Source organism: Paenibacillus sp. ISL-20 (assembly GCF_018613005.1).
In the GTDB taxonomy this organism is placed as follows: domain Bacteria; phylum Bacillota; class Bacilli; order Paenibacillales; family Paenibacillaceae; genus Paenibacillus_AQ.
The window spans coordinates 29,323-50,274 of the sequence record NZ_JAGGRD010000068.1; the positions used below are offsets into that span (position 1 = coordinate 29,323).

General features: G+C 42.8%; 16 protein-coding genes, 1 pseudogene and 1 other annotated feature. Of the genes and pseudogenes, 11 read left to right on the top strand and 6 right to left on the bottom strand.

Annotation, left to right across the window (positions count from 1 at the left end; translation table 11 throughout):
- Window positions 1-138 precede the first annotated feature (138 nt).
- From J7E85_RS31395 to J7E85_RS31425, 7 genes and pseudogenes are all read left to right on the top strand, one after another.
- Window positions 139-429: a hypothetical protein gene (locus J7E85_RS31395; RefSeq protein WP_215163932.1), complete on the top strand. Its 291-nt coding sequence runs from the start codon at window positions 139-141 to the stop codon at window positions 427-429.
- Window positions 404-886: a YdcF family protein gene (locus J7E85_RS31400; protein WP_215163933.1), complete on the top strand. Its 483-nt coding sequence runs from the start codon at window positions 404-406 to the stop codon at window positions 884-886. Before J7E85_RS31395 ends, J7E85_RS31400 begins: the two co-directional genes overlap by 26 nt.
- The gene (locus J7E85_RS31405) at window positions 886-1,125 is read left to right on the top strand and encodes a hypothetical protein (protein WP_215163934.1); all 240 of its coding nucleotides are present in this window, start codon (window positions 886-888) and stop codon (window positions 1,123-1,125) included. The genes J7E85_RS31400 and J7E85_RS31405 overlap by 1 nt, the downstream gene beginning before the upstream one ends.
- A 54-nt stretch (window positions 1,126-1,179) precedes the next feature.
- Window positions 1,180-1,423 (top strand) — a binding site (T-box leader).
- Window positions 1,424-1,544: 121 nt separating this feature from the next.
- On the top strand, window positions 1,545-3,425 hold the full coding sequence (locus tag J7E85_RS31410; protein WP_215163935.1) for an alanine--tRNA ligase: 1,881 nt from the start codon (window positions 1,545-1,547) through the stop codon (window positions 3,423-3,425).
- A 441-nt stretch (window positions 3,426-3,866) separates the two neighbouring features.
- Window positions 3,867-4,032 (top strand): annotated as a pseudogene (locus J7E85_RS34425) (IS3 family transposase); the annotation flags it as partial.
- 463 nt (window positions 4,033-4,495) lie between these two features.
- Window positions 4,496-5,080 (top strand): sigma-70 family RNA polymerase sigma factor, encoded by a 585-nt coding sequence (locus J7E85_RS31420; protein ID WP_215163937.1) that lies wholly within the window; start codon window positions 4,496-4,498, stop codon window positions 5,078-5,080.
- Window positions 5,070-5,819 carry a DUF3600 domain-containing protein gene (locus tag J7E85_RS31425; protein WP_215163938.1) on the top strand — a complete coding sequence of 250 codons (750 nt, stop codon included), beginning with the start codon at window positions 5,070-5,072 and terminating at the stop codon, window positions 5,817-5,819. The genes J7E85_RS31420 and J7E85_RS31425 overlap by 11 nt, the downstream gene beginning before the upstream one ends.
- Before the next feature lie 1,045 nt (window positions 5,820-6,864).
- Here the strand turns inward: J7E85_RS31425 and J7E85_RS31430 are convergent.
- The 5 genes from J7E85_RS31430 to J7E85_RS31450 all read right to left on the bottom strand — a co-directional run bounded on the left by J7E85_RS31430 (window position 6,865) and on the right by J7E85_RS31450 (window position 10,776).
- The gene (locus J7E85_RS31430) at window positions 6,865-7,713 is read right to left on the bottom strand and encodes an S-layer homology domain-containing protein (RefSeq protein ID WP_215163939.1); all 849 of its coding nucleotides are present in this window, start codon (window positions 7,711-7,713) and stop codon (window positions 6,865-6,867) included.
- Window positions 7,710-7,871 (bottom strand): MerR family transcriptional regulator, encoded by a 162-nt coding sequence (locus J7E85_RS31435; RefSeq protein WP_215163940.1) that lies wholly within the window; start codon window positions 7,869-7,871, stop codon window positions 7,710-7,712. The genes J7E85_RS31430 and J7E85_RS31435 overlap by 4 nt, the downstream gene beginning before the upstream one ends.
- A 292-nt stretch (window positions 7,872-8,163) precedes the next feature.
- Window positions 8,164-9,111 (bottom strand): NAD(P)-dependent oxidoreductase, encoded by a 948-nt coding sequence (locus tag J7E85_RS31440; RefSeq protein ID WP_215163941.1) that lies wholly within the window; start codon window positions 9,109-9,111, stop codon window positions 8,164-8,166.
- 63 nt (window positions 9,112-9,174) lie between these two features.
- Window positions 9,175-9,519 carry a phosphate acyltransferase gene (locus J7E85_RS31445; RefSeq protein WP_353049599.1) on the bottom strand — a complete coding sequence of 115 codons (345 nt, stop codon included), beginning with the start codon at window positions 9,517-9,519 and terminating at the stop codon, window positions 9,175-9,177.
- Window positions 9,520-9,777: 258 nt separating this feature from the next.
- Complete coding sequence (locus J7E85_RS31450; protein WP_215163943.1) at window positions 9,778-10,776, bottom strand: aldo/keto reductase; 999 nt, start codon at window positions 10,774-10,776, stop codon at window positions 9,778-9,780.
- 226 nt (window positions 10,777-11,002) lie between these two features.
- Between J7E85_RS31450 and J7E85_RS31455 the strand changes: the two genes are divergently transcribed.
- A complete protein-coding gene (locus J7E85_RS31455; RefSeq protein ID WP_215163944.1) occupies window positions 11,003-11,662 on the top strand; it encodes a TetR/AcrR family transcriptional regulator in 660 nt (219 codons plus the stop codon).
- A gap of 143 nt (window positions 11,663-11,805) precedes the next feature.
- Here J7E85_RS31455 and J7E85_RS31460 read toward each other — a convergent pair whose 3' ends face one another.
- Window positions 11,806-12,219: an IS3 family transposase gene (locus tag J7E85_RS31460; RefSeq protein WP_215163945.1), complete on the bottom strand. Its 414-nt coding sequence runs from the start codon at window positions 12,217-12,219 to the stop codon at window positions 11,806-11,808.
- Window positions 12,220-13,220: 1,001 nt separating this feature from the next.
- Here J7E85_RS31460 and J7E85_RS31470 point away from each other — a divergent pair.
- From J7E85_RS31470 to J7E85_RS31480, 3 genes are all read left to right on the top strand, one after another.
- Window positions 13,221-17,540: a cellulose binding domain-containing protein gene (locus tag J7E85_RS31470; RefSeq protein ID WP_215163947.1), complete on the top strand. Its 4,320-nt coding sequence runs from the start codon at window positions 13,221-13,223 to the stop codon at window positions 17,538-17,540.
- A complete protein-coding gene (locus J7E85_RS31475; RefSeq protein ID WP_215163948.1) occupies window positions 17,524-19,710 on the top strand; it encodes an RHS repeat domain-containing protein in 2,187 nt (728 codons plus the stop codon). Before J7E85_RS31470 ends, J7E85_RS31475 begins: the two co-directional genes overlap by 17 nt.
- A gap of 78 nt (window positions 19,711-19,788) precedes the next feature.
- Window positions 19,789-20,718, top strand: coding sequence for a hypothetical protein (locus J7E85_RS31480; protein ID WP_215163949.1), 930 nt, complete (start codon window positions 19,789-19,791; stop codon window positions 20,716-20,718).
- The last annotated feature ends 234 nt before the right edge of the window (window positions 20,719-20,952 follow it).

Genomic DNA, 20,952 nt, shown 5'->3' on the forward strand with positions numbered 1-20,952 from the left:
GATAAACATAATAAAGACATATGTAGGCAACTGTCTTTCTCAGCTATCGGGCGCTGGGCAGGTATATGCAAATTGTCAGTACTTAATTAGGTACGACGCATATATTAGAATAATTATTTGAATTGAGAAGGGTGTTAAATGCAACCTCAAATTCCTAAAGATCCTGTGGTTCCTGAATTAACGGAAGTTCAGATAAACGAGTTAACTGATATCGTTTTCTTATCTAAGGAAATATCACCTTGCGATGCTATTTTTGTTTTCGGAGGTACTCATCCAGGGCATTGGGAAGCCACGATTGACGCTTATAATAGAAGCTTGGGAAAAATGATTATTATCACAGGAGGAGTCAGCCCTACAGGAATTAAGCATGAGAACTGGGTCGATAAAACTGTACCCGAAGCACATGACATTGTTAAAAAATCTAACTGAGGCAGGTATTTCTTTAAATGTAATCATGTATGAGGATCGCTCAAGGAACACTTTAGAGAATGTATTATTCGCTAAAGAAGTATTTAACTTCAATGCTATTGAGTCACTTCTAAATAAAGCAAGGCACTGGTTTGTGACCTCCATGTTGCGCGGCATTTATGAGCAATCTGATACAGCTGCCCAAATCGAAGATAAGAAGAAGCAGCTTATTGAATATATGAAATGGCGAGACCCAGAAACATTAAACGTGTATGAGCATTATTACGATGAACAGAAATTCCGTGATTTGCATGAGAAGCTTCAGGAGAGCTACATGCAACGCGAGAAAGAGTACTTCAAAACAGCTAAGAAGCGCTCAGTGATCAAATCACCTGAAAAACTTACTGCTTTTGAGCTTAAGAGCTCCGAGGAGAAACAAGACTGGTTAAATGAATTTTTTGAAGGGATGGAACCGTAGTGTCTACAGCAGTGCAATTACAAGAGGAAATCCAAGACAAAACCTGGGGAGCCCTTCTTTGCGGCAAAATATCAGAGGAACTGTTACTTTTGTCTGATCCAAACGGGGATTACTACTGGGATAAAGTTGAGGAGAAAAATATCAAATATTTTGTTCGGCAATGTGCAGGTCATCCGTGGGCAAACCATTTTGCATTAGCGCTTATATGTTTGTCCGACCTTATACCTTATAAAAAATAGTGGAATAAATTGACAGAGCAAGTTGAGTGTGTTAGAATTGCTTTAATTTAAAATGAAAAGGCTATGATGAGAAATAGTAGGTATTAGGGATCTCACAGAGAGAAGATGGTTGGTGCGAATCTTCATTGATCTAATAGTGAAGCAGTCTCGGAGCTGTGAACCGAACAGAGGAATCTTAGTAGGCTTCAACGGAGTTCAACCGTTATTCAGGAAACAATATCGGAGATATCCCGTATTGATAGAGTGCAGAGAAATCTGAAATTAGGTGGTAACACGGACATAATAGTTCGCCCTAAGTTGACAAGAAATATGTCAGCTCAGGGCTTTTTTTGTTTTATTTCTTTTCGTTTGAATATTCGCAGAATAAAGACTTTTGGATTTTCCAAGAATAAATAATAATTAAAATGGAGGTATTGAGCATGGTGAAAATGACACCAGATGAGTTAAGAAAATCATATATTGATTTTATGAAAGGAATAGGGGCTAGCCAAGTGCCCTCTTCTAGCTTGTTACCAGAAAATGATCCCTCAACGTTGTTTACGGGAAGTGGAATGCAACCTATGGTTCCCTATTTATTGGGGGAAAAGCATCCGATAGGTAATGAGATAACTAATATTCAGAAGTGTTTAAGGACAGTGGATATTGATGAAGTAGGAGATACGTCGCATCTGACATTTTTTGAAATGATAGGTCGATGGGAGTTTAAAGCAAATGAAAATAACTATAAGAAAAAGCAAATCGATGCCATTTGGAATTGGCATATTATCGAATTAGGAATTGATCCTGGCAGGCTGTATATCAGTGCTTTTATAGGAAGTGATGATTTGAATATACAGAAAGATACGGAAGCCATTCAAATCTGGTCAGAAAAATTTAAATCAGTTGGTATAGAACCTATCATTGAAGATGACCCCTATCAATATGGGGCATCTAGAGGTGGGAAAATATTCCTATACGATGAAAAAGAAAATTGGTGGAGTAGAGCCGGAAGTCCATTAGATATGCCTGTTGGTGAACCAGGTGGGCCTGATAGTGAAATGTTCTATGATCTTGAACCAGGCGGTGATTCACTGGATCATCCTGCTTCTGTAAGCGAGAGATTTTTAGAAATTGGGAACAACGTATTTATGTGTTACAAAAAAGAAGACACAGGATTTGTAAAAATGCAAAATCCCAATATTGATTATGGAGGCGGATTAGAAAGGGTTGCAACAGCCCTTAATGGTGACAAGGATATTTATAATACGGCTTTCTTCCTTAATCCCAAGAAAAAATTGATGGAGTTAAGTGGTAAACAATATACTGACGATTTAAAGTCGTTTAGAATCATACTTGATCATGTGAGAGCGGCTACTTTTCTAATTAATGATGGTGCGGAGCCAGCTAATAGTGATGCAGGGTATATAACAAGAAGGTTATTAAGAAGGGCGATTCGTGCAGGTAAAAAAATAGGTATACAAGGAAGTTTTGTGGGTGAGTTGTCTGAAGTTTATATAGATGAAGCAACAGCTTATGAAGATTTGATCGGTAATAAAAAGAAAGTTATCGAAATAGTAAATAAGGAAGAAAATCTTTTCTATAGAACTTTACAGCAAGGAGAATTTGAAATACAAAAACATCTTAAGAATAAGGGTAAAGTTACAGGTGCAGATGCCTTTTATTTTTACGAAACATATGGGTTTCCCTTGGAGTTGACGGAAGAGTTTCTAACTGAAAGTGGATATAGCATGGAGGACAAGGCCTCTTATATAGAGGCGGCAAAGAAACATGCTGAAAAGAGCAGAACTGCTTCTGCGGGTAAATTTAAAGGTGGATTAGCTGAACATTCAACAGAAACAACAGCGCTGCACACGGTATCTCATTTATTACTTGCTGGTTTAAGGGAAGTTTTAGGTGATCATGTTCATCAACAAGGAAGTAATATTACTTCAGAACGATTACGGTTTGACTTCAACCATGATGAAAAACTTACGCCAGAGCAAATAGCTGAGGTGGAAAAGTATGTGAATGATGCGATTTCATCAAAAGCAGTTACCTATATTTCAGAGATGCCTAAAATTGAAGCGAAAGAAAGTAAAGTTGAAGGGAATTTTTGGGATAAATATCCGGATATCGTTAAGGTGTATACAATCAAAGATAACGAAGGGAAAGTTTGGAGTCGAGAAGTATGTGGAGGACCTCATGTAGAAGATACAACAAACTTAGGAAAGTTCAGTATTAAAAAAGAACAATCTTCTGCTGCTGGAGTTAGAAGGATTAAAGGAGTACTTAATAAATATTTCCAGAACGCGGAACAATAGCTGATGTTTTAGGATTGCCATTTGTAACAACGTTATGAGTTGCCGGGAATCCAGGATGAATGATAAATCCGTCAATCGAAGAGGGTTTGACATCGCTTGGCCTTTCCGTTGGCGGTACCGGAGTACAGTATTCAAAGAAAAGCAATTCGTATTAAATCCGAATTGCTTTTTTACTGCAAGAAAGGGGAACTTATAAAAAAACAGAACGAAAATCGAGCTATATGGTGTTGTCGGGGGACAAGAACATGGTCCCATAGAAAGTCGCTAATTTGATATTATCCCCTTTAAGTAGACAGTGTGTAAAAAGCGCATTAAAGTCTACTTGGAGGGGATTTTTTCATGGGCGAAATACGAAAGACATATGACATCGAATTCAAGCGTAAGGCTGTTGCGATGTTCCTGGAGGAAGGTCTTGGCTACCGTCTTGTAGCCAAGACCTTGAGCTTCTTTGGACACCTTAAGTCGGAATGTTTTCGACTCGACACGTTCTCGACCGAGGAAGAGCTTATTATGGCGATTGAACAATATTCATTTTTACAACCACCAACGTTTTCAACAAAAACTAAACAACCTTAGTCCAATTGAGTACCGAACTAAGGTTGCTTAAGGCTGCTTTTTTAGGGCTGTCTACTTTTTGTTTTAACGATATAAGTTCTTTTCCCGAGCTGAGGCAAAAACTTATATCGTTAGCCGAAATAGACATGAACTTGTAACCATAGCCGATTGTGTGAATAATATTATCTTCTTTTGCTTTTCCGATATTGACAACACAACTGTCAAGGGACAAGAACATATACACATAAAATTCCACTTAAATAGCGGGCTTTTTGATTTATGAATATAAGCTCTTGTCCAACGGCTGTGATAAGAAATTTTATCCTTAACCGCGGTAGATTTTCTTATATAGTAGCTTGGGGTTTCACAATAACGACAGCGGATATTCCGATAGGACAGAAACAAACCATTTTCCGGACACAGCTGAATTCTTGTCCTATATTTTGAAATAATTCGAACGATATCTATAATTATTACCAATATATACAGTAAGACCGAAGGGGAGGAGGTAGCAGATGAATCATCCATCTGAATATGCAAGGCTTATTTCGCTTACGTTGGCCGGGAACCGTGATGCGTTTGGCGAGTTATATGAAGCAACCATTAAGGACGTTTACAATACTGTTTATTTCCTTATTCGGGAACCATCAGATGCAGAGGATGTCATTCAGGAGATTTATATTCAATTATACCGGTCTCTTGAAAAGTTTGACGTAAGCAGGCCGTTTCGGCCTTGGTTAATGGGAGTGGTCATGCGGCAAATTCAGGCTCATCGCAGAAAGAGTTGGACACATATGCGGATCATCAAAAAAGCTGAACATATTGATCAAGCCGTGGTCTATGATATCTCAAGTGAGGTGGTCAACAAACTATCGAATCAATCGCTACTTGAAAGCGTAGATCGACTTCCTTATAAGCTAAAGCTAGTAGTTATTCTGCATTATATGAATGATTACACGCAAGAAGAGATTGCAGCCACATTAGAAATCCCTCTTGGGACGGTAAAATCACGGATTCATGCTGCTCTGCAAAAGATGCGCAAAAAACAGAAAATTAGCATTCTGGCTATGGGAAAGGTGGAGGGGCAAAATGAGTTTTGATGAAAGATTGAAAACCGCTTTTAAGGAAGAGACCAAAGAATGGAACGCACCAACGGAGCTCAAGGAAAAAATACTTAACAAAGTCGTACACATTCAAGAAGGAAGACGAATGAAAAAGTGGGTCGTTGCATGTATTTTGGCCGCTACATTGTTAATCCCAACAGGTGCTTTTGCCGGTTATAGCTATATAGCTGATTCCATCTATGGTTCGCGGGACAATATCGGAGTAACTCAAAAGCAATATGATGAGCTGGAGGCAAAGCTGCAGACCGCCAAACAAAACCTCAGTGAAGAGGAGTTTACAAAATGGATGTCCTTACTAAAAGAATGGGGCCTCCTTAATTTGAAAATTGCTGATACAAAAGGGGATTTTCATATTGAGAGATTGAGCGTAGGAGAGCAAAAAAACTATAGAAGGTTAACCGCAGAGCTAGAGCCACTCTTTCGCAAATTAAATGAAGTTCAATCAACGAAGGGAGAAGTTAAACTTATAGATAGCACTACTTTTTGGAATGGAGTGCTAGATGAAGCAGGGCAAATATTCAGCAAAGAAGAATTTGATGAGTTTCAAAAATTATTAAATGAATTGAGGGCTTATGACGAGAAAAAATATGATCCGGATGGTAGTGTTCATATTGAACGGCTGTCAAAGGAAGATCAAATGAATATAGAGCAATTGTTGCAGCAGATACAACCTTTTTATAAGAAGTTGGGCATAACAGTTAAGCCGGAAGCTTGATCTGTCGAGGAACAAGAACATGTAAAACTCCACGTTAACGAAACGTTAGGAGCACCCTAGTTCACCTAACTCAAGAAAAACTGAAGCCTTTTCAAACATGATTTTAGAATTGTAAAGCCACTCAACTAACGGAACTCTATAGCTTAATAAACTAAAACGCGGCTGTCGGCATAGATGGGTAGCCGCGTTAAGCTAACGGGCAACTTCAGGTACTAATTGATCAATCTGTGCAACAAACGATCGATCAAGGTAAAGTAGATATCAACGTTCTTCAATGGATCCTGAAAAAAATAACTTCACAATTTTGCAGGAATTTCTTTAACAGTTGGTTAGAAATAGCAGAGGAGGGTAGTGAAAAAAATTGTGCACACCATTATGGACTGAAATGGTGTATGACTGTCGGGGGACAAGAACATGTTCCCATTGAAAGTCGCTATTGTACCGATTGCCGTAAAGGACAAGAACATGAACCGATTACCGATTAGATAAGTATCTAACTATGTTTCCATGCAATTTCATTAAGCTAACGGGCAGGATATAGCAACAAATTAACTGTTTTTACATATAGGATATTATTAGAACATAAAACTCAATGAGAATTATAGCCAAGGGGCAACATTTACATGGGAGCGAAATTAGTGACAAATAAAAAGATCGTTTGGCACTGGGTCATTTGCAATAGTTTTTCTATAACGGTTCCGCAAACCAATGTCGCAGGACCAGCTTAAATCGTGGCGAAACGAGATTTATCCGAAGCTTCAGACCGACCTAGACGTCGAGGTTGTCATTTCGTAACACGTGCAGCATCAAGCCGGAGAAGGACGAGACTACAAGCAATCGACTTTTGCTTTTTTTCACTCGTAAGCTTCCGTTTGTGGATACCAATGACACGAATGACTTAATCTCCACAGGAAGAGCAGATCATGCACAACTTACAAAATAAGACCGGTTCTCCAATCAACCAGTGCATACCTTGATGTATAAATGAAAACATCCGCCCAACAAGTTCATGGGCAGATGTTATAATTTTTATCGAATATTTCAATTAGTTATTGCTTGGGAATCTTTCTAGCACAGCTTGTACATTGGAAGTAATTTCAGCTGTGTCCGTATGGGACAATACACCTTTGGGATTAAACAATTTGTAATCAGATAATTTGACAGTCCCCAGAGAGACCGCTAACTGAATGAAGCCCTGATTCGAACTATCCACTTTATCCAAATCCTTGATTTCGATTACTACCGGCTTAATCATAGGCAGCTTTCCACTAGACTTTAGCGTTTGAACGAGCAAGCTTACGAACGATTCACGAGTCATTATCGCATTCGGATCAACCTTAATTGCAATATCTTCACCTGCTAGACCGAGAGTTTTCGTAATCAATTGCGCCCCTTCCGCATAAGTAACGGCAGTGGATGGATTATGACGTGCTTTAAGATAATCGGAAGCTTTCCCGATAATTTCGGTTGCGACAGCACGAGTTAATTCACCTTTCGGATTGATCGTTCCTTTTTCAGAAAGCTGAACGAAGCCTAACGCGATTGCCAATTGAATAGATCCCGAATTTTCGATGTCGATTTGGTCTTGATCCTCGATGTCAACCGGTTGAATCTTAATCATCGGAAGTTTTCCGCTTGTTTTGAGGGTTTGCATAAGCAGGCTGACAAACGACTCACGGGTCACTTTCGCATCGGGATTGATTTTGATTTGGATGTCGGTGCCATCTCCGCCCAGCAGATCCGCAATGAGCTTCGCGCTTTCAGAGGCGGTCATGATCTCCGATGCGGCCGGATTGGAATGAGCTTTCAAATACTCAATGGCATTGAAGATTTCTTCAGCCGCTTGTTCGCGGGTAATAATTTGTTTCGGATTGAATGAACCATCTTCATTCAACTTGATAATGCCATACGAAAGGGCTCATCATAATAACGATCCGTTTTTACTGTGGAATCTATCATTTGAGCTGTCTCTCCAATTGAGTATAAAACTTCGGCTTCCGTTTCTTGTTCTGATGGCTGTATAGTGGATAGCAGAATTGTGTTTTGCTTCATGTACTTCACCTCCGATATTAAAGTATATCATCTCCTGTAAGAGGTGATTCAACACGATAACTTTTCGGGCTCTGATAGGAGCAAAACAACGTTAATATTGGATAAAAACAAGTGACAAGAACAAATGGCTTGATAGCAATGAAGGTGAAGGAGCCTGGAAGAATGCACATGAACTGATTGAACATTTCATTGAAGCGGAGAAGCATAATCGGCTTCCACGAGTGGAGGCCATTATCGGGAAGCACCAAATACACGGAGCTGCGTCCGATAGCTCATTTTTATTGCACCAAAACTATAATAACTGATTGAGCTTGCTTTCAGGCTCTTCACCATTTTCTACACGTTTTATATTCTTTATAAAGAAATCATATCTTTTTTTATGAAATTTCCGACCATCAGGCATTCCTGCTGTATGGGGAGTAAGTATCACATTACCCAGATTCCGAAGCTCACTGTCCATAGGAAGCGGTTCAGATGCAAACACATCCAGGCATGCGCCTGAAATATGCCCGTTTTGTAATGCATCAATCAAGTCTCTTTCGTTGACAATCCCGCCGCGGGCTGTATTGATAAAAAGAGAGGTATTCTTCATTTTCTTAAAAACCGCTTTGTTGATCACCTGTTTGGTTTGCTGATTCAATGGAATATGTACACTGACGATGTCCGATGTGCTTACAAGAGTATCGAAATCCGTCATTTTCACAAAACCGTCCGATTGTACATTGGCATTTCTCGCATAAGCCAGCACATTCATATCAAAAACCCTGCAAAGCGCAGCTACTTTTTTTCCGATAGCGCCCAAACCGATAATCCCAATCGTTTTGTCCTTCAATTCACTCCCTGTATAGTCCAATTGATTTTCATCCATCTTGTTTTTCATGAAAGTATCAAGAAACGGTATGTTTTTATAATAAGACAATATCAGTGCCATTACGTGCTCGGCCACTGCCTGTGCATTCACTCCTGCAGCATTGGCCACCCAAATGCCTAGCTGTGTACAGGCAGCGACATCTACATTATCAAATCCTGCACCCGTCTGTACCAATTTTAATTTTTTTGCGATAGAAAGCAGGCTGTGATCCACTTTAATATGTTCAGGGATGATTACCTCGCAATCTTCAATATGATGCAGCATTTCTTTTCCGGGCGGGACAACTACAACCTTCCAGTCTTGCGGAAAATACCTTGCAATATTTGATTTTGAGGTCTCGCTAAAATAGCCAACTATGAGAATCTTCATTGCTAAACCACCTTTCATAACCTATACAATTCTTCGAATAAAACCCGTTTGATGCTCGTCATTTTATCCTTTTAAAGAAGCAGTAATTATTGCCTTATTATAAACTTCATCGGCAGTACAACCTCTTGAAAGGTCATTGATCGGTGCATTTAGCCCATGAAGGATCGGACCATATGCTCCAAAGTTTCCAAGACGCTGCGCTATCTTATAACCAATATTACCGGCATTAAAATCTGGGAATATGAAAGTGTTCGCTTCTCCAGCCACCGGTGAGTGTGACGCTTTTATTTTAGCAATATCTTTGGAAAACGCGGCATCAAACTGCAGCTCACCGTCAATTGGAAAATCAAGATTCATACTCTTTAATTTTATGGCTGTATTTCGCATTTTATCAACTGATTCTCCTATGTCTAAAGATTATAAAACAACTTTTGGAGCAATGGAAAAGACTTTGCTGTTCTTGCTGTTCAACAGCAACGGGTGGCCTTTGGTTGAGCGAAGAAAAGGGGCACCCAAAATGAGCCTGACCCTAATAACCCCGTCAATCCGACTGCAAAATTGTACACAATATACTCAAGAAGCTAGTGTGTTGAATAAAAAACAGCTAACTATGACTATGTCCTTAGTTAGCTGTTTTTTATTCATTTTTTTAGTTTTCTATAAAAATTATGAATCTCTTGTGAAATTCTCCATCATTCCAGCTGGATACCGGCTACCGGCTGATCCGTGTGGAAGGATCTCTTTAATACGTTGAAGATCAGCTTCTGTAAGTTTGACGTTAGCAGCAGCAACGTTTTGCTCAACCCGCTTAGCACTTCGTGTACCCGGGATCGGAACGATATCTTCTCCCTGGGCGAGAAGCCAAGCCAGTGCCAATTCGGCTACAGAAATACCTTTGTTAGAAGCCAGTTCATTAAGTTGTTCCGTTGCTCGTAAATTGTAGATATAATTTTCGCCTTGCCAGCGCTCGTCGTAACGGCGCATATCGTCTTCCGCGTACTCTTGGGCTGGTTTAACAGCACCTGTCAGGAACCCTCTGCCTAAAGGAGCGTAAGGCACTAAACCTATACCGAGTTCATTCAATGTCTTTCGTATATTGTTGTCCTCAATCTCACGTTCGAATATCGAGTATTCAGTCTGAAGCATAGAGACCGGGGTAACCGCGTGAGCTTTACGAATTGTGTTTGAACCGGTGTTGCTCAAACCGAAATATTTAACTTTGCCTTCTTTGATAAGGTCTCCGACGACCCCTGCTACTTCTTCGATAGGAACATCGGGATCTGGGATATGCTGATAGAACACATCAATGTAATCAGTCTGCAGATAGCGAAGACTGTTCTCAGCTACCTTACGAATATTTTCTGGCCGGCTGTTAAAACGTGTTCCAATCTGCTCGGCTGTCATATCAAAGCCAAACTTGGTAGCCAGTACTACCTTGTCACGAAAATCCTTTACAGCTTTACCCAGTAACTGTTCATTGTGACCATTTCCATATCCATATATTTCTGCCGTATCAAAAAAGTTAACTCCAAGCTCATAAGCTCGACGAATAGTTGGTATTGCTTCATCTTCATTTGAAGGACCGTATGCCATTGTCATCCCCATCGTACCCAAACCAATAGAAGAGACTTTTAAACCTTGTTGACCCAGACTTCGGGTTTGCATTTTTATTCCTCCTTAAATAATTCTATCACCTAAGTGTTTAAAGCCCAGATAAAAAAGGAATCCAATCTTAGTTCGTTCAATATGGATTTTCATCACTGTTATTCAAAAAACATAATATCATGGGAGTTGAATAAAGTAAACAAAAAGTATATAAAATGTCTATTTGGTATAGTTTGTTTAAAATGATGATTATGAGATATAATATAATTTATAAGGGGGCAGTTAGATGGAACGGCAGATTGAAAAACAACATCAGATGAGACAAAAGCTTACTAATAGATTGTTACTACACGTTAGAAAAAATGGGTTTCAAGGTTTGAAAATGGATGAAATCTCAAAGATTATGGATATAAGCAGGGCGACTTTATATAAATATTTCTCTACCAAAGAAGATATTATTTCGTTTATTGTGAGTACATTTGTCGAATACATCCACGAAATTATTGAAGATTCTGATGCTGATCAAGTATTTGTTCAGCGATTTCAGCAAACATTTGAACAAACAATCTTATTAAAAGAGTTCATCACAGACATTTTCTTAAGGGAACTTGAAAATAGTTATCCTGAGAACTATGAGCGACTAAAAGAAGCCATGAAGCAACGAGAATATCAGGAATTGGCTTTTTATGATGAAGGAATAAAAGAGGGTATTTTTAATAAGATTGATGGTAGGCTTATCATTATGCAAGATGAGATTCTAAGTAACGTTTTAGATGTAAAGTACCTGATGGAGAACCATTTGACTGTGTATCAGGTGCTATTTGACTATTACAATCTAAAGAAATTTCAGTTGTTTAAACCTGATAAAATTAAAATGATAGATGACAACTTGATGATCCCTAAAATTGAGTGCATGGCACAAAAAATTTCAAAAAACTTATATTAATCTTAGCAATTTGGATTATCTGATTTTCTATAAAGTGAACACGCCTTAAGCTTAAGTTGGGCATCATATGGCGGTTTTTCCGTGATATATTTTAGGAGCATAGAAAAAGGCGCGAATGAAACGCACGGCTGCACAACGCAGCATTAGACCGGAGCGTTCCCCATCGCACACTTTTCCTTTCTGTACGCGCTTAGTACCTCTGTACTGAATTTTCCAAAAAAATTTTTGTAAACCATCAGTTTGATGATGATAGGCCCCCAACGGTCGTTTAGTTTTTTCTGAAATCGATTTTGGTTGTAGAACAGAATGTATTCACTCACTTGCTGTTCAACCTCTGTTTTGTTTGCTGCCTTATTCAAGTATATTTTCTCGGTCTTTAAATGAAAGAAGAACGACTCGATACAGGCATTATCTAAACCATTTCCACGCCTGGAGTGACTACCTAGCATGCCGAGTTGTTTCAGTTTACGGTTAAATGGCTTCGAAGTATATTGAAATCCTTGGTCCGAGTGCAGGATTACGCCACTCAGATCCAGATGCTGACGGAGTCTATCCAACGTGTCATGAACCAAAGCGAGGTCATGTCGTTCAGGATTTATACAATTTCGTTATTGTATAAATCCTGAACGACAGAGAGATATCAAGTTTAAATTTGCACCGTTAAGTTAAGTAAGGACAACAGGGCACAGTTTCACGAAAGTAGGGAGGAAATTCATATGAGTCCGATGTGGCAATGATGTACCCGCCTTACCTTAAGCCACAGGAGTGTGGAAACTTAACCAGTGTGCTTGGCTGGAGGTTACTGACGAGAGTGGCAGAGGTATACAATTCACCTCCAAACCAAATGTGTCGGGGGACAAGAACATATTCCCTTTGAAAGTCGCTAATTTAGCGGCTTTTTTTGTTTTATAGGTACAAGTTCTTGTCCCGACTCGAGGACAAGAACTTGTACCTATTGCCGTAAATGACAAGAACATGAGCCGATTACCGATTAGATAAGTATCTAACTATGTTTCCATGCAATTTCATTAAGCTAACGGACAGTATAGCGAACACTCACAGACTAAGAGGGATTCAAGTAACACCGCTTATAACGGATTATTTAGAACAAAAAAAGAGAAAGTGAGAGCTAAGTAAGTGTCGTCGGCTTTGGTTGTAATCGTTTACATTCCAAATATAGTCGCATCCTACGCGGATGGATTAACTTTATAAATTTGGAGTAAGTTGCTCATTCCAGCTTTTTTCATTTATTTCTGCTTAGACTCTAGCTAACAAATTTGATTCAATGGTTCCTTGCATCACCGATTTCCGAATTCATTCGTTTTCATATTTCGCTTCACGCCAACACTGAAGAACGCCAATCCCCCCCTATAAACTAGATGAAGCAGTGCCCGTTGTTTGTCGTCAAATAAACTATGGTAACAAAATATGACAATAAAGTGGGATTATAGGAGGGAAAAATGGTTATGATGTAGAATTTTGGGATTATGAGTCTTGTGTCCTAATTCTACTTGCATCTAAAGAAAAGGCTCTCTAATTTTATTAGGGAGGGTTTGCAATGAGGAAGTTAAAGCGGTTGAAGCAAGTATGCGCGGTAATGTTGGTGCTGTTGCTCATCGTGCAGATGCTGCCGTTACAGCCGAAGGCGTTGGCGGCGGCGATGGGGGATAAGCAGCGCTATATTCGTGTTGAACCGGCGGTGTTCCAGCCGAGCCAGGGCGAGACGACGCGCATCCGCTGGAACTGGGAGGTCGATCACCCGACCGTCATTAAGCTGATGAGCGGCGAACAAACGGTGACGATCATTCAGGGGGAGAAGAATTATAGCGGCGGCTATGTTCCGCATGAATACGTGTGGGACGGTCGGGATGAGCAGGGGAATGCGGTGCCTGCGGGAACATACCGCATTGTCGTTGAACCACAGGATCGGTATAAACCATATGCATCTGTACATCCGGTCACGATTTTGGACGGGGCGGCCAAGGATATCGCGATTAGCCCGAACTTGCAGGGCGATCGGTTTACCGTGTATGGGACGTCTGGAAAAGCGCAGGGCGTGACCGGGGTCATGTTAACTCTCACTTCGGACGAAGGCACATCCAAACAGGTAGAGGCGACAGTAGAAGAAGGACGCTGGTTCGCGCCTGTGAGTTTGACGCCTTATATGGAAACGCGCATTGAGGCGGACATTCGCGGTGCAGGTACAGGCAAACCAAGCTTGAAGGTGACGAACCATCCGTTCCGTTTTTTTGACGAGCTGTCTCTGTTAGGGCTGCAATACTATGGGGATGCGCGTCAGAAGAGCGAGATCATGGGGGATAATGAAATACTGGCTGCCAGCGCGGAAGCGCAGCTTGTCGGCAAGAACATCTTGCTGATCAACCAGACCGAGCGCGTTCGCATCGTGGATCAGGAGTCGGTGCTGGGCGGCAATATAGGATTGGCGGACTTATTCGCCGGTACGAATACGAATACGCCCGCTCATATGGGCATGGGTAATCAGGTAGGCCTTGCGAGCGATTTGTATATAGGCGGCAGCTTCCCGTTATCCTTCACGCGGACGTACAATTCGCGCGACGTTTATTTCTCGGTGCTCGGAAGCTATTGGAGCCATACCTATAGCGAGCGATTGCGGGATTTGGACAAAGCGGTATTAATTCGCTTCGAAGACGGACATATTGAGCGTTACGACAAGCAAAGCAATGGCAGTTATCGCGCGGGTGAAGGCATATATAACACGTTGACCAAACAAGGCGACGGAGGATTTGAGTTGAAGCTGGCGGATCAGACGAAAATGTACTTTTCCGCACAGGGCTTGCCTGTCCGATTCGTCACAGCGAATGGCATAGAGACGCACCTGCACTATAATGGCGATCAGTTGGAGCGAGTAGAGCGGGAAGGCAGTAAGCTACAGTTCCAGTATGATGAAGCGGGCTGGCTCGTGCAAGCGAGTGATCATACCGGACGCAGCTTCCACTATACGTATGAAGGCGGCAAGGTGGCAAGCGTGACGGATGTGGAAGGGCATCGCTATGATTATCAATACGATGAATCCGCCCGGCTGACTGAAGTGAAGGATGCCGACGGCACCGTGCTGCGGCATACGCGATATGACGACAAAGGACGGCTCACGGACATCCGGTTGGCTAATGGCAAGCATCGCCAGTATGCGTACGACGAAGCGAAGCGCGTCGTAACAATGAAGGAAGGCAGCGGCCTGGAAACCCACTATTACTATGATGCGGACTTGCGGTTGACCAAGATCGTGGATCCTGCGGGGGAACGGACTTTCCGCTATGATCAAACGAGGAAGACGAACGCTTCGGCTGCGGATGCAGGAAAGCAGACAGCGGCTACCTTGCAGGCTAATGATGAAGGCGGCAGCTATAACGCGGAGCAAGAAAAGCAAGCTTTGTATGCAAGAGAAGAGGCGTCCAAGCAGAAGCGGGTAACAGCTGCTGGCGTTTCAAATCTGGGGCTGGCGTCGGAAAAGGTGGTGGCTCCAGAGGCGGCCGAAGCTGATAAGGCAGGGTCGGAGCCAAAGTTGGGTAACACGGATACCGCGGGTCAAGCTCCGGGTAGCGAAGGCAGCGATACTGGAAAGCAAATCAATCCGGCCACTGGTGCGGAAGCTGACAATGAAGCGAACAAAGACACTGATGCGAACAAAGACAAGGAAAGCGGCGAGGAGACCAAAGCAGGCGATGATGCGGCGGTAGATGCCGACGAAGCCGTTAAGAAGCCAGACTCAGAGCAAGACAAGTCTGCCGCTTCACAGGCAGTCCCTTGCAGCGCGGTTTGGGATAAGCAGAAAGTGTACGTCGGCGGGGAATTGGTCAGCTATGACGGCCATATTTGGCGTGCCAAATGGTGGTCGCTTGGCGAAGCGCCGGGTTCAACCGGGGAATGGGGTGCTTGGGAAGATAGAGGCACTTGCGATGGCGACGAGCCAGCCCCGACGCCTGAACCATGCAGCGCCGAACAATGGGACAAGCAAAAAGCATATGTCGGTGGCGATATCGTCAATTATGACGGCCGTACCTGGAAGGCAAAATGGTGGACGCAAGGCGATGAGCCGGGTAAAGCGGGTGGAGCTGGCGTCTGGGAAGTGCAGAGCGATTGCGGAGGCAACAACGAAATACCGGAAAAGCCGAATCCAGAGCTGGATGAAGCGATCACGGCCCCGGACAACGGAACGAAGGTCATTCGGGCCGAAATGTTCAATGATAATCGCAGCGATACCTACAATACGATCTACCCATGGTACCGGCTGCATAACGAATCCGATAGACCAATTGCGCTCTCCGATATTCGCATCCGATACTTCTTTACGGCGGACAGCGCGGAACGGCTCATTTTCTGGAACGACTGGGCCAGCATCGGCAGTGTGCATATGGATGGCGAACAGAAGTTTTCCGGGACATTCACGTCGCTGAAAGCGCCGGGAGTTAGCGTAGATACCGTGCAGGAAATCAGCTTTGAACCCGGATCGGGAATTTTGCAGCCAGGAGAATACGTAGAGCTGCACACCCGGATGTCCAAGGAACGGTGGACGGACTTTACGCAAACGAACGACTTTTCGTTCAATCCGGAGGATACCGATTTTGCCGACTGGGATCGCATTGCCGTCTTTGTGGACGGAGAGTGGGTGTGGGGCAGCATGCCGCTTGCGGCTGCACAGGAAGTCGGTCCGCCAGATACCGACCATGAGCTGAAGATCCCAGACTATTATTCGAAGAAAACATTTGTCGAGAGCACGGACGCGAACGGTGCGAAGACTCAGTACGTGTACGATGAGCGCGGCAATCTGCTGGCACAGACAGATGCGCTAGGTCATACGACCACTTTCACCTATAACGATCAGAATCGTCTCACGTCGGTCACGGATCCATTGGGTCGCACCACGGCCTTTACGTATGACGAGCACGGCAACTTGTTGACCGCAACTGACGGCGAGGGCAACAAGACGCAATTCGCGTATAACGAGAAAGGGTTGCCAACGCAAATCCTCATGGCTGATGGCACCCAAGTGAAGCTGGAATATGATGAGCATGGCAACGTCATTCAGGCAGTGGATGGACGGGGCGCGATTCATCGGCAGATCTATGATGAGTTGAACCGATTGTTGACCGAAATTGATCCCCAAGGCAACGAGTACCACTATGCATACACGTCAAGCGGTTTGATTCAACAAGTGACAGATGCGCTCGGACAGAAGCAGCAAATGCGGTATAACGCATGGGGCAACATTACAGAGATAATCGATGCCGCGGGCGGCAAGACGGTGTATCAGTACAACGAACAGGGCTTGCTGCAAGAAGTGGTCGATCCGCTCGGAAACGCGACACAGTACCGTTATGATGAACATGACCGTTTGCAGAAGCTAATCGGGCCGAATGGCGGCGAGACGAGCTACACCTATGACTTATGGGAGAGGGTCATTGCGCAGACCGATGCGGAAGGAAATGTGACCCGGTATGAATACGACGCAGTCGGCAATCGGATTCGCGAAACGGATGCTCGCGGCAATGTGGCAACGAACAATTATGATCTGTTGAACCGTCTCATCAAGACCGTGCAACCGGACGGCGCAGCCACAGCCTGGACCTATGATGCGGCGGGACAGCTAACCGAATTCGTGGATACGGCTGGAGGCGTAAACCGCTATACGTACAACGGTAATGGGCAACTGCTCAGTGAAGCCGATGCGGCCGGAAATATAACGCAATATTCCTATACACCGACTGGTCAGCGAGCAAGCTATATGGATGCCACTGGTCAGGTGACCCGGTACGAGTACAATGCGAACGGAAATATGAGTGCAGTTATCGACGCGCTGGGGAACAAAACGAGTTATACGTATGACCCGAACTTATGACAAGTTGCAGCACCGGACGGAAATGACGAATCCGCTTGGGAAGAAAACTCATTACAGCTACGATTCAAACGGAAATCTGTTGGAGGTGACCGATCCTTCCGGTCAGACGATCAAGCAGAGCTATGATGCGAATGATCAAATGACGCAAATCGCATATAGCGCGGAAAAGCAAGTGAAGTTCGCATATAATCCGCGCGGCGAGCTGGCACGGATGGAAGATTGGAACGGAGTCACGGAGATCGAGCGCGACGCGCTGGGACAAATGACCCGCGTCACCGATCCGAAGCAGCGCACCGTCAGCTACACCTGGACGCCGAATGGACAAAAAGCAAGCCTGACGACGCCGGACGGTAGACAAACGGAGTATACGTACGACGCACTGCAGCAATTGACCAAGGTAAAAGATCAGGTTGGAATCACGACCTATGAGTACAATGCAATTGGCCAACTCGTCAACAAAACAGCGGCCAACGGCAGCACGACCCAATACAGCTACAATAAGCGCGGTTTGTTGGAACAGTTGCAAGAGAAAAATCAGGCAGGTAGCAGCATCAACCAGCACGAATACCAATATGACGCAGCCGGAAATGTACTGAACTGGATGGAAACGGTTAGCGACAAAAAGCGCGAAAAGTCCTACACCTATGATGAGCTGAGCCAGTTGATCCAGGCAATCGACAACGGCAGCAACCGTACCTATCGTTACGACAGCTTTGGCAACCGGATCGAGAAAGCCGGAACAGACGGCCCGATCACTTATTCCTACAACGCAGCGAACCAACTGCTGGAGGAAAAAAAAGCCGGAGAAGCACTGAAGAAGTATCAGTACGATCCGCGCGGGAACCTAACCCAGGTCACGCAGGGTAGAAAAACGCTGGAAAGCTACACCTTCGACGAGACGAACCGACTTGTAAAAGCAGTGAAAGACGAGAAAACAGCAGAGTATCGCTATGATGGCCTAGGTGCACGCATCCAGAGCAAAACAGTCGAGAAGACATACGACTTCGTCATCGACCTGACCTCAGCATACAATGATTTGCTGGCGGTATACGAAGGACAAAAGCTGGAGGAAAGCTACAGCTACGGTCTGGAACGCTTGCATGTTAAGTTCAGCAATGGGCAGAACGGAATCTATTCCTATGACCATCTGGGCAGTGTCATCGGGATTCAGGATCCGGAAGGGAAACTGACTGGGATGAACGCTTACGATGAATTCGGCGTATTGCTGACCCAGCCGCAAACCGACCGAGCCGTGAACTTCGCTTATACGGGATATCCGTATGAAGAGAACGGGCTGTACTTTGCGCAAGCACGGTATTATAAGCCGGAGATTGGGCGGTTTATAAGTGAGGATACGTATAAAGGGACATTAGGAAATCCGTTGAGCCAGAATGGGTATACTTATGTGGAGAATAATCCGCTGATTAATATCGATCCAACTGGATTTGCCCCGGTACTGATTGGTTACATTTATATTATTGAGGGACCGTACAATGGTAAAAATGAAACATATATAGGATCTACAGCGCAGGATATTAAGAAACGGATGGGAAATCATAAATGGAAACAAATGGTTAAACATCCTGATTCCACCGTAAAAGCTATTGAAGTAAATGCTGAACTTGACATAAAAGGTTCGGGTAGAGGCACCTATTTTAGTGCTAGAAATGAAGCATTAAGGGCTGCCGAGCAAGAAGTAATTAATAAGTATAGAGATCAAAAGATAGACTTGAAGAATGTAGATGAAGCCGCTACACCAAAAAATCAACCTATTTGGAAAATTCGTCATTCAGTTAAAATCGATATGAACTCCGTAAAAATAGCTTTAAAAGGTGGTAATAGAGTAAATTCTGTCTTTGGAGTATTCGATTTTTATAGTTTGGTTATGGATGTAAGAAAATCACAATATGAATACGCTCCTTATTATATGCAGGACGAAGGGGGAGTGTTTACTATTGGGTACTCGAAAGGAGGGTGGTTTTCCAAAACTAAATATCATAAAACCTATCAGTCAGGTCCGTCTAAAGGAAATAAATTGTATATTGATAAGGAAGAATACAATTTCTGGAAGCGTGAGGGAGAAGCGCTTTGGGGATATTTGGATGCATGGGGGTATTTTGTTCCAGGACTATTCAACCCCGTACTACCAGGTGCAGAAATATTTATATAGTGGTGTGAAGAAATGGCCCAAATGAAACCTAGTTTCATTTGGGCCACCAAATAACTTTGATCAGAAAGGATGAACATCATGTCAGAAGAGCTAATAGTAGATGAGTCTCGATTTGCACAACTCACATCTATAGAACCGCAATATGACAGCTTGAGGGTAACCAATCCATCGGAAATACAAGTAGATGGTGAGGCTTTGATTGAACATCTGAAACGGGTGAAAGGCATTGATAAATTTGAAAAACTAATAATCGACTATAATTCTTCTTTAAAAAATCTTAGTATAGTAAGCGCATTTACTAATCTGAAGATTTTGTATGTATATGGACAACATATTCAATCATTTGATGGGATTGAGTCGTTTACTAAAGGTGAATATATTAAAGTTCAAACCTACTCCAATCGTCGCAGAGATATCTCTCAACTTTCTAATACAACAGTAACTGGCATTGATCTTTATGTAGAGCGAAAAGAGGATTTAACTGCTATTGCTGGGTTCAAGTATCTTAAAACAATAGACATCTACAGCTCGATGGAGCCTGATTTAGAGGAATGGAAAGACGTTCATTTTGAAAATTTGTCATTTAAGAAATGCAAATTTAAAGAATTAGGAAATACAGCAGCAATATCAGGTTTAACTACTATAGATGTATTAGGTTGTCGTAGTCTAGAACGTTTTACAGGGAATAACCGGAGGATTAAAAGGCTGGTTGTAGATGGCTGCAAAAAGCTGGATTTACGTACGTTAAAGACTTTTGAGGGAATAGAGACCTTAATAGTAAACAGCTGCCCGAATGAAATGAATCTAACAGAGATCGGCGGGCTAAAGAATGTTAAGCACATTGATTTTATTTTATGCGAAGTTCAGGTTGATCTAATTCATCTAAAGGAGTTTTTTCCTAATTTAGAATCACTGCATATCTCACAGATGAAAAAAGACTATGGAATGCGATTGAAGGAACTAAATCCTGATGTGGAGATTTCAAGTAGATCTTTTAGTCTTGTGTAGCAAAATGGACGAAGATTGGAAAAGGTCCCCGTCCATTTTTTCTTTACAGAGTCGCTTTATAAACTAGGATACATGTCGGAGGACAAGAACATATATGCGTAAAGTCGGAAGAGATTAGCTATCCCAATGCACTGTTGATGTCGAGGGACAAGAATATAGGCCCATTGAAAGTCACTATTTTAGCGGCTTTTCGTATTATTAGGTTAGCCAGTCATTACTGGTTGGCCTATTTTT

Excerpts from the sequence above, each read along its gene's own strand:
- J7E85_RS31425 (WP_215163938.1), top strand. The coding sequence starts at position 5,070 with ATGAGTTTTGATGAAAGATTGAAAACCGCTTTTAAGGAAGAGACCAAA.
- J7E85_RS31435 (WP_215163940.1), bottom strand. The coding sequence starts at position 7,871 with ATGAAGCAAAACACAATTCTGCTATCCACTATACAGCCATCAGAACAA.
- J7E85_RS31475 (WP_215163948.1), top strand. The coding sequence starts at position 17,524 with ATGACCCGAACTTATGACAAGTTGCAGCACCGGACGGAAATGACGAAT.
- J7E85_RS31395 (WP_215163932.1), top strand. The coding sequence starts at position 139 with ATGCAACCTCAAATTCCTAAAGATCCTGTGGTTCCTGAATTAACGGAA.
- J7E85_RS31480 (WP_215163949.1), top strand. The coding sequence starts at position 19,789 with ATGTCAGAAGAGCTAATAGTAGATGAGTCTCGATTTGCACAACTCACA.
- J7E85_RS31410 (WP_215163935.1), top strand. The coding sequence starts at position 1,545 with ATGGTGAAAATGACACCAGATGAGTTAAGAAAATCATATATTGATTTT.
- J7E85_RS31455 (WP_215163944.1), top strand. The coding sequence starts at position 11,003 with ATGGAACGGCAGATTGAAAAACAACATCAGATGAGACAAAAGCTTACT.
- J7E85_RS31400 (WP_215163933.1), top strand. The coding sequence starts at position 404 with ATGACATTGTTAAAAAATCTAACTGAGGCAGGTATTTCTTTAAATGTA.
- J7E85_RS31420 (WP_215163937.1), top strand. The coding sequence starts at position 4,496 with ATGAATCATCCATCTGAATATGCAAGGCTTATTTCGCTTACGTTGGCC.
- J7E85_RS31440 (WP_215163941.1), bottom strand. The coding sequence starts at position 9,111 with ATGAAGATTCTCATAGTTGGCTATTTTAGCGAGACCTCAAAATCAAAT.
- J7E85_RS31470 (WP_215163947.1), top strand. The coding sequence starts at position 13,221 with ATGAGGAAGTTAAAGCGGTTGAAGCAAGTATGCGCGGTAATGTTGGTG.
- J7E85_RS31450 (WP_215163943.1), bottom strand. The coding sequence starts at position 10,776 with ATGCAAACCCGAAGTCTGGGTCAACAAGGTTTAAAAGTCTCTTCTATT.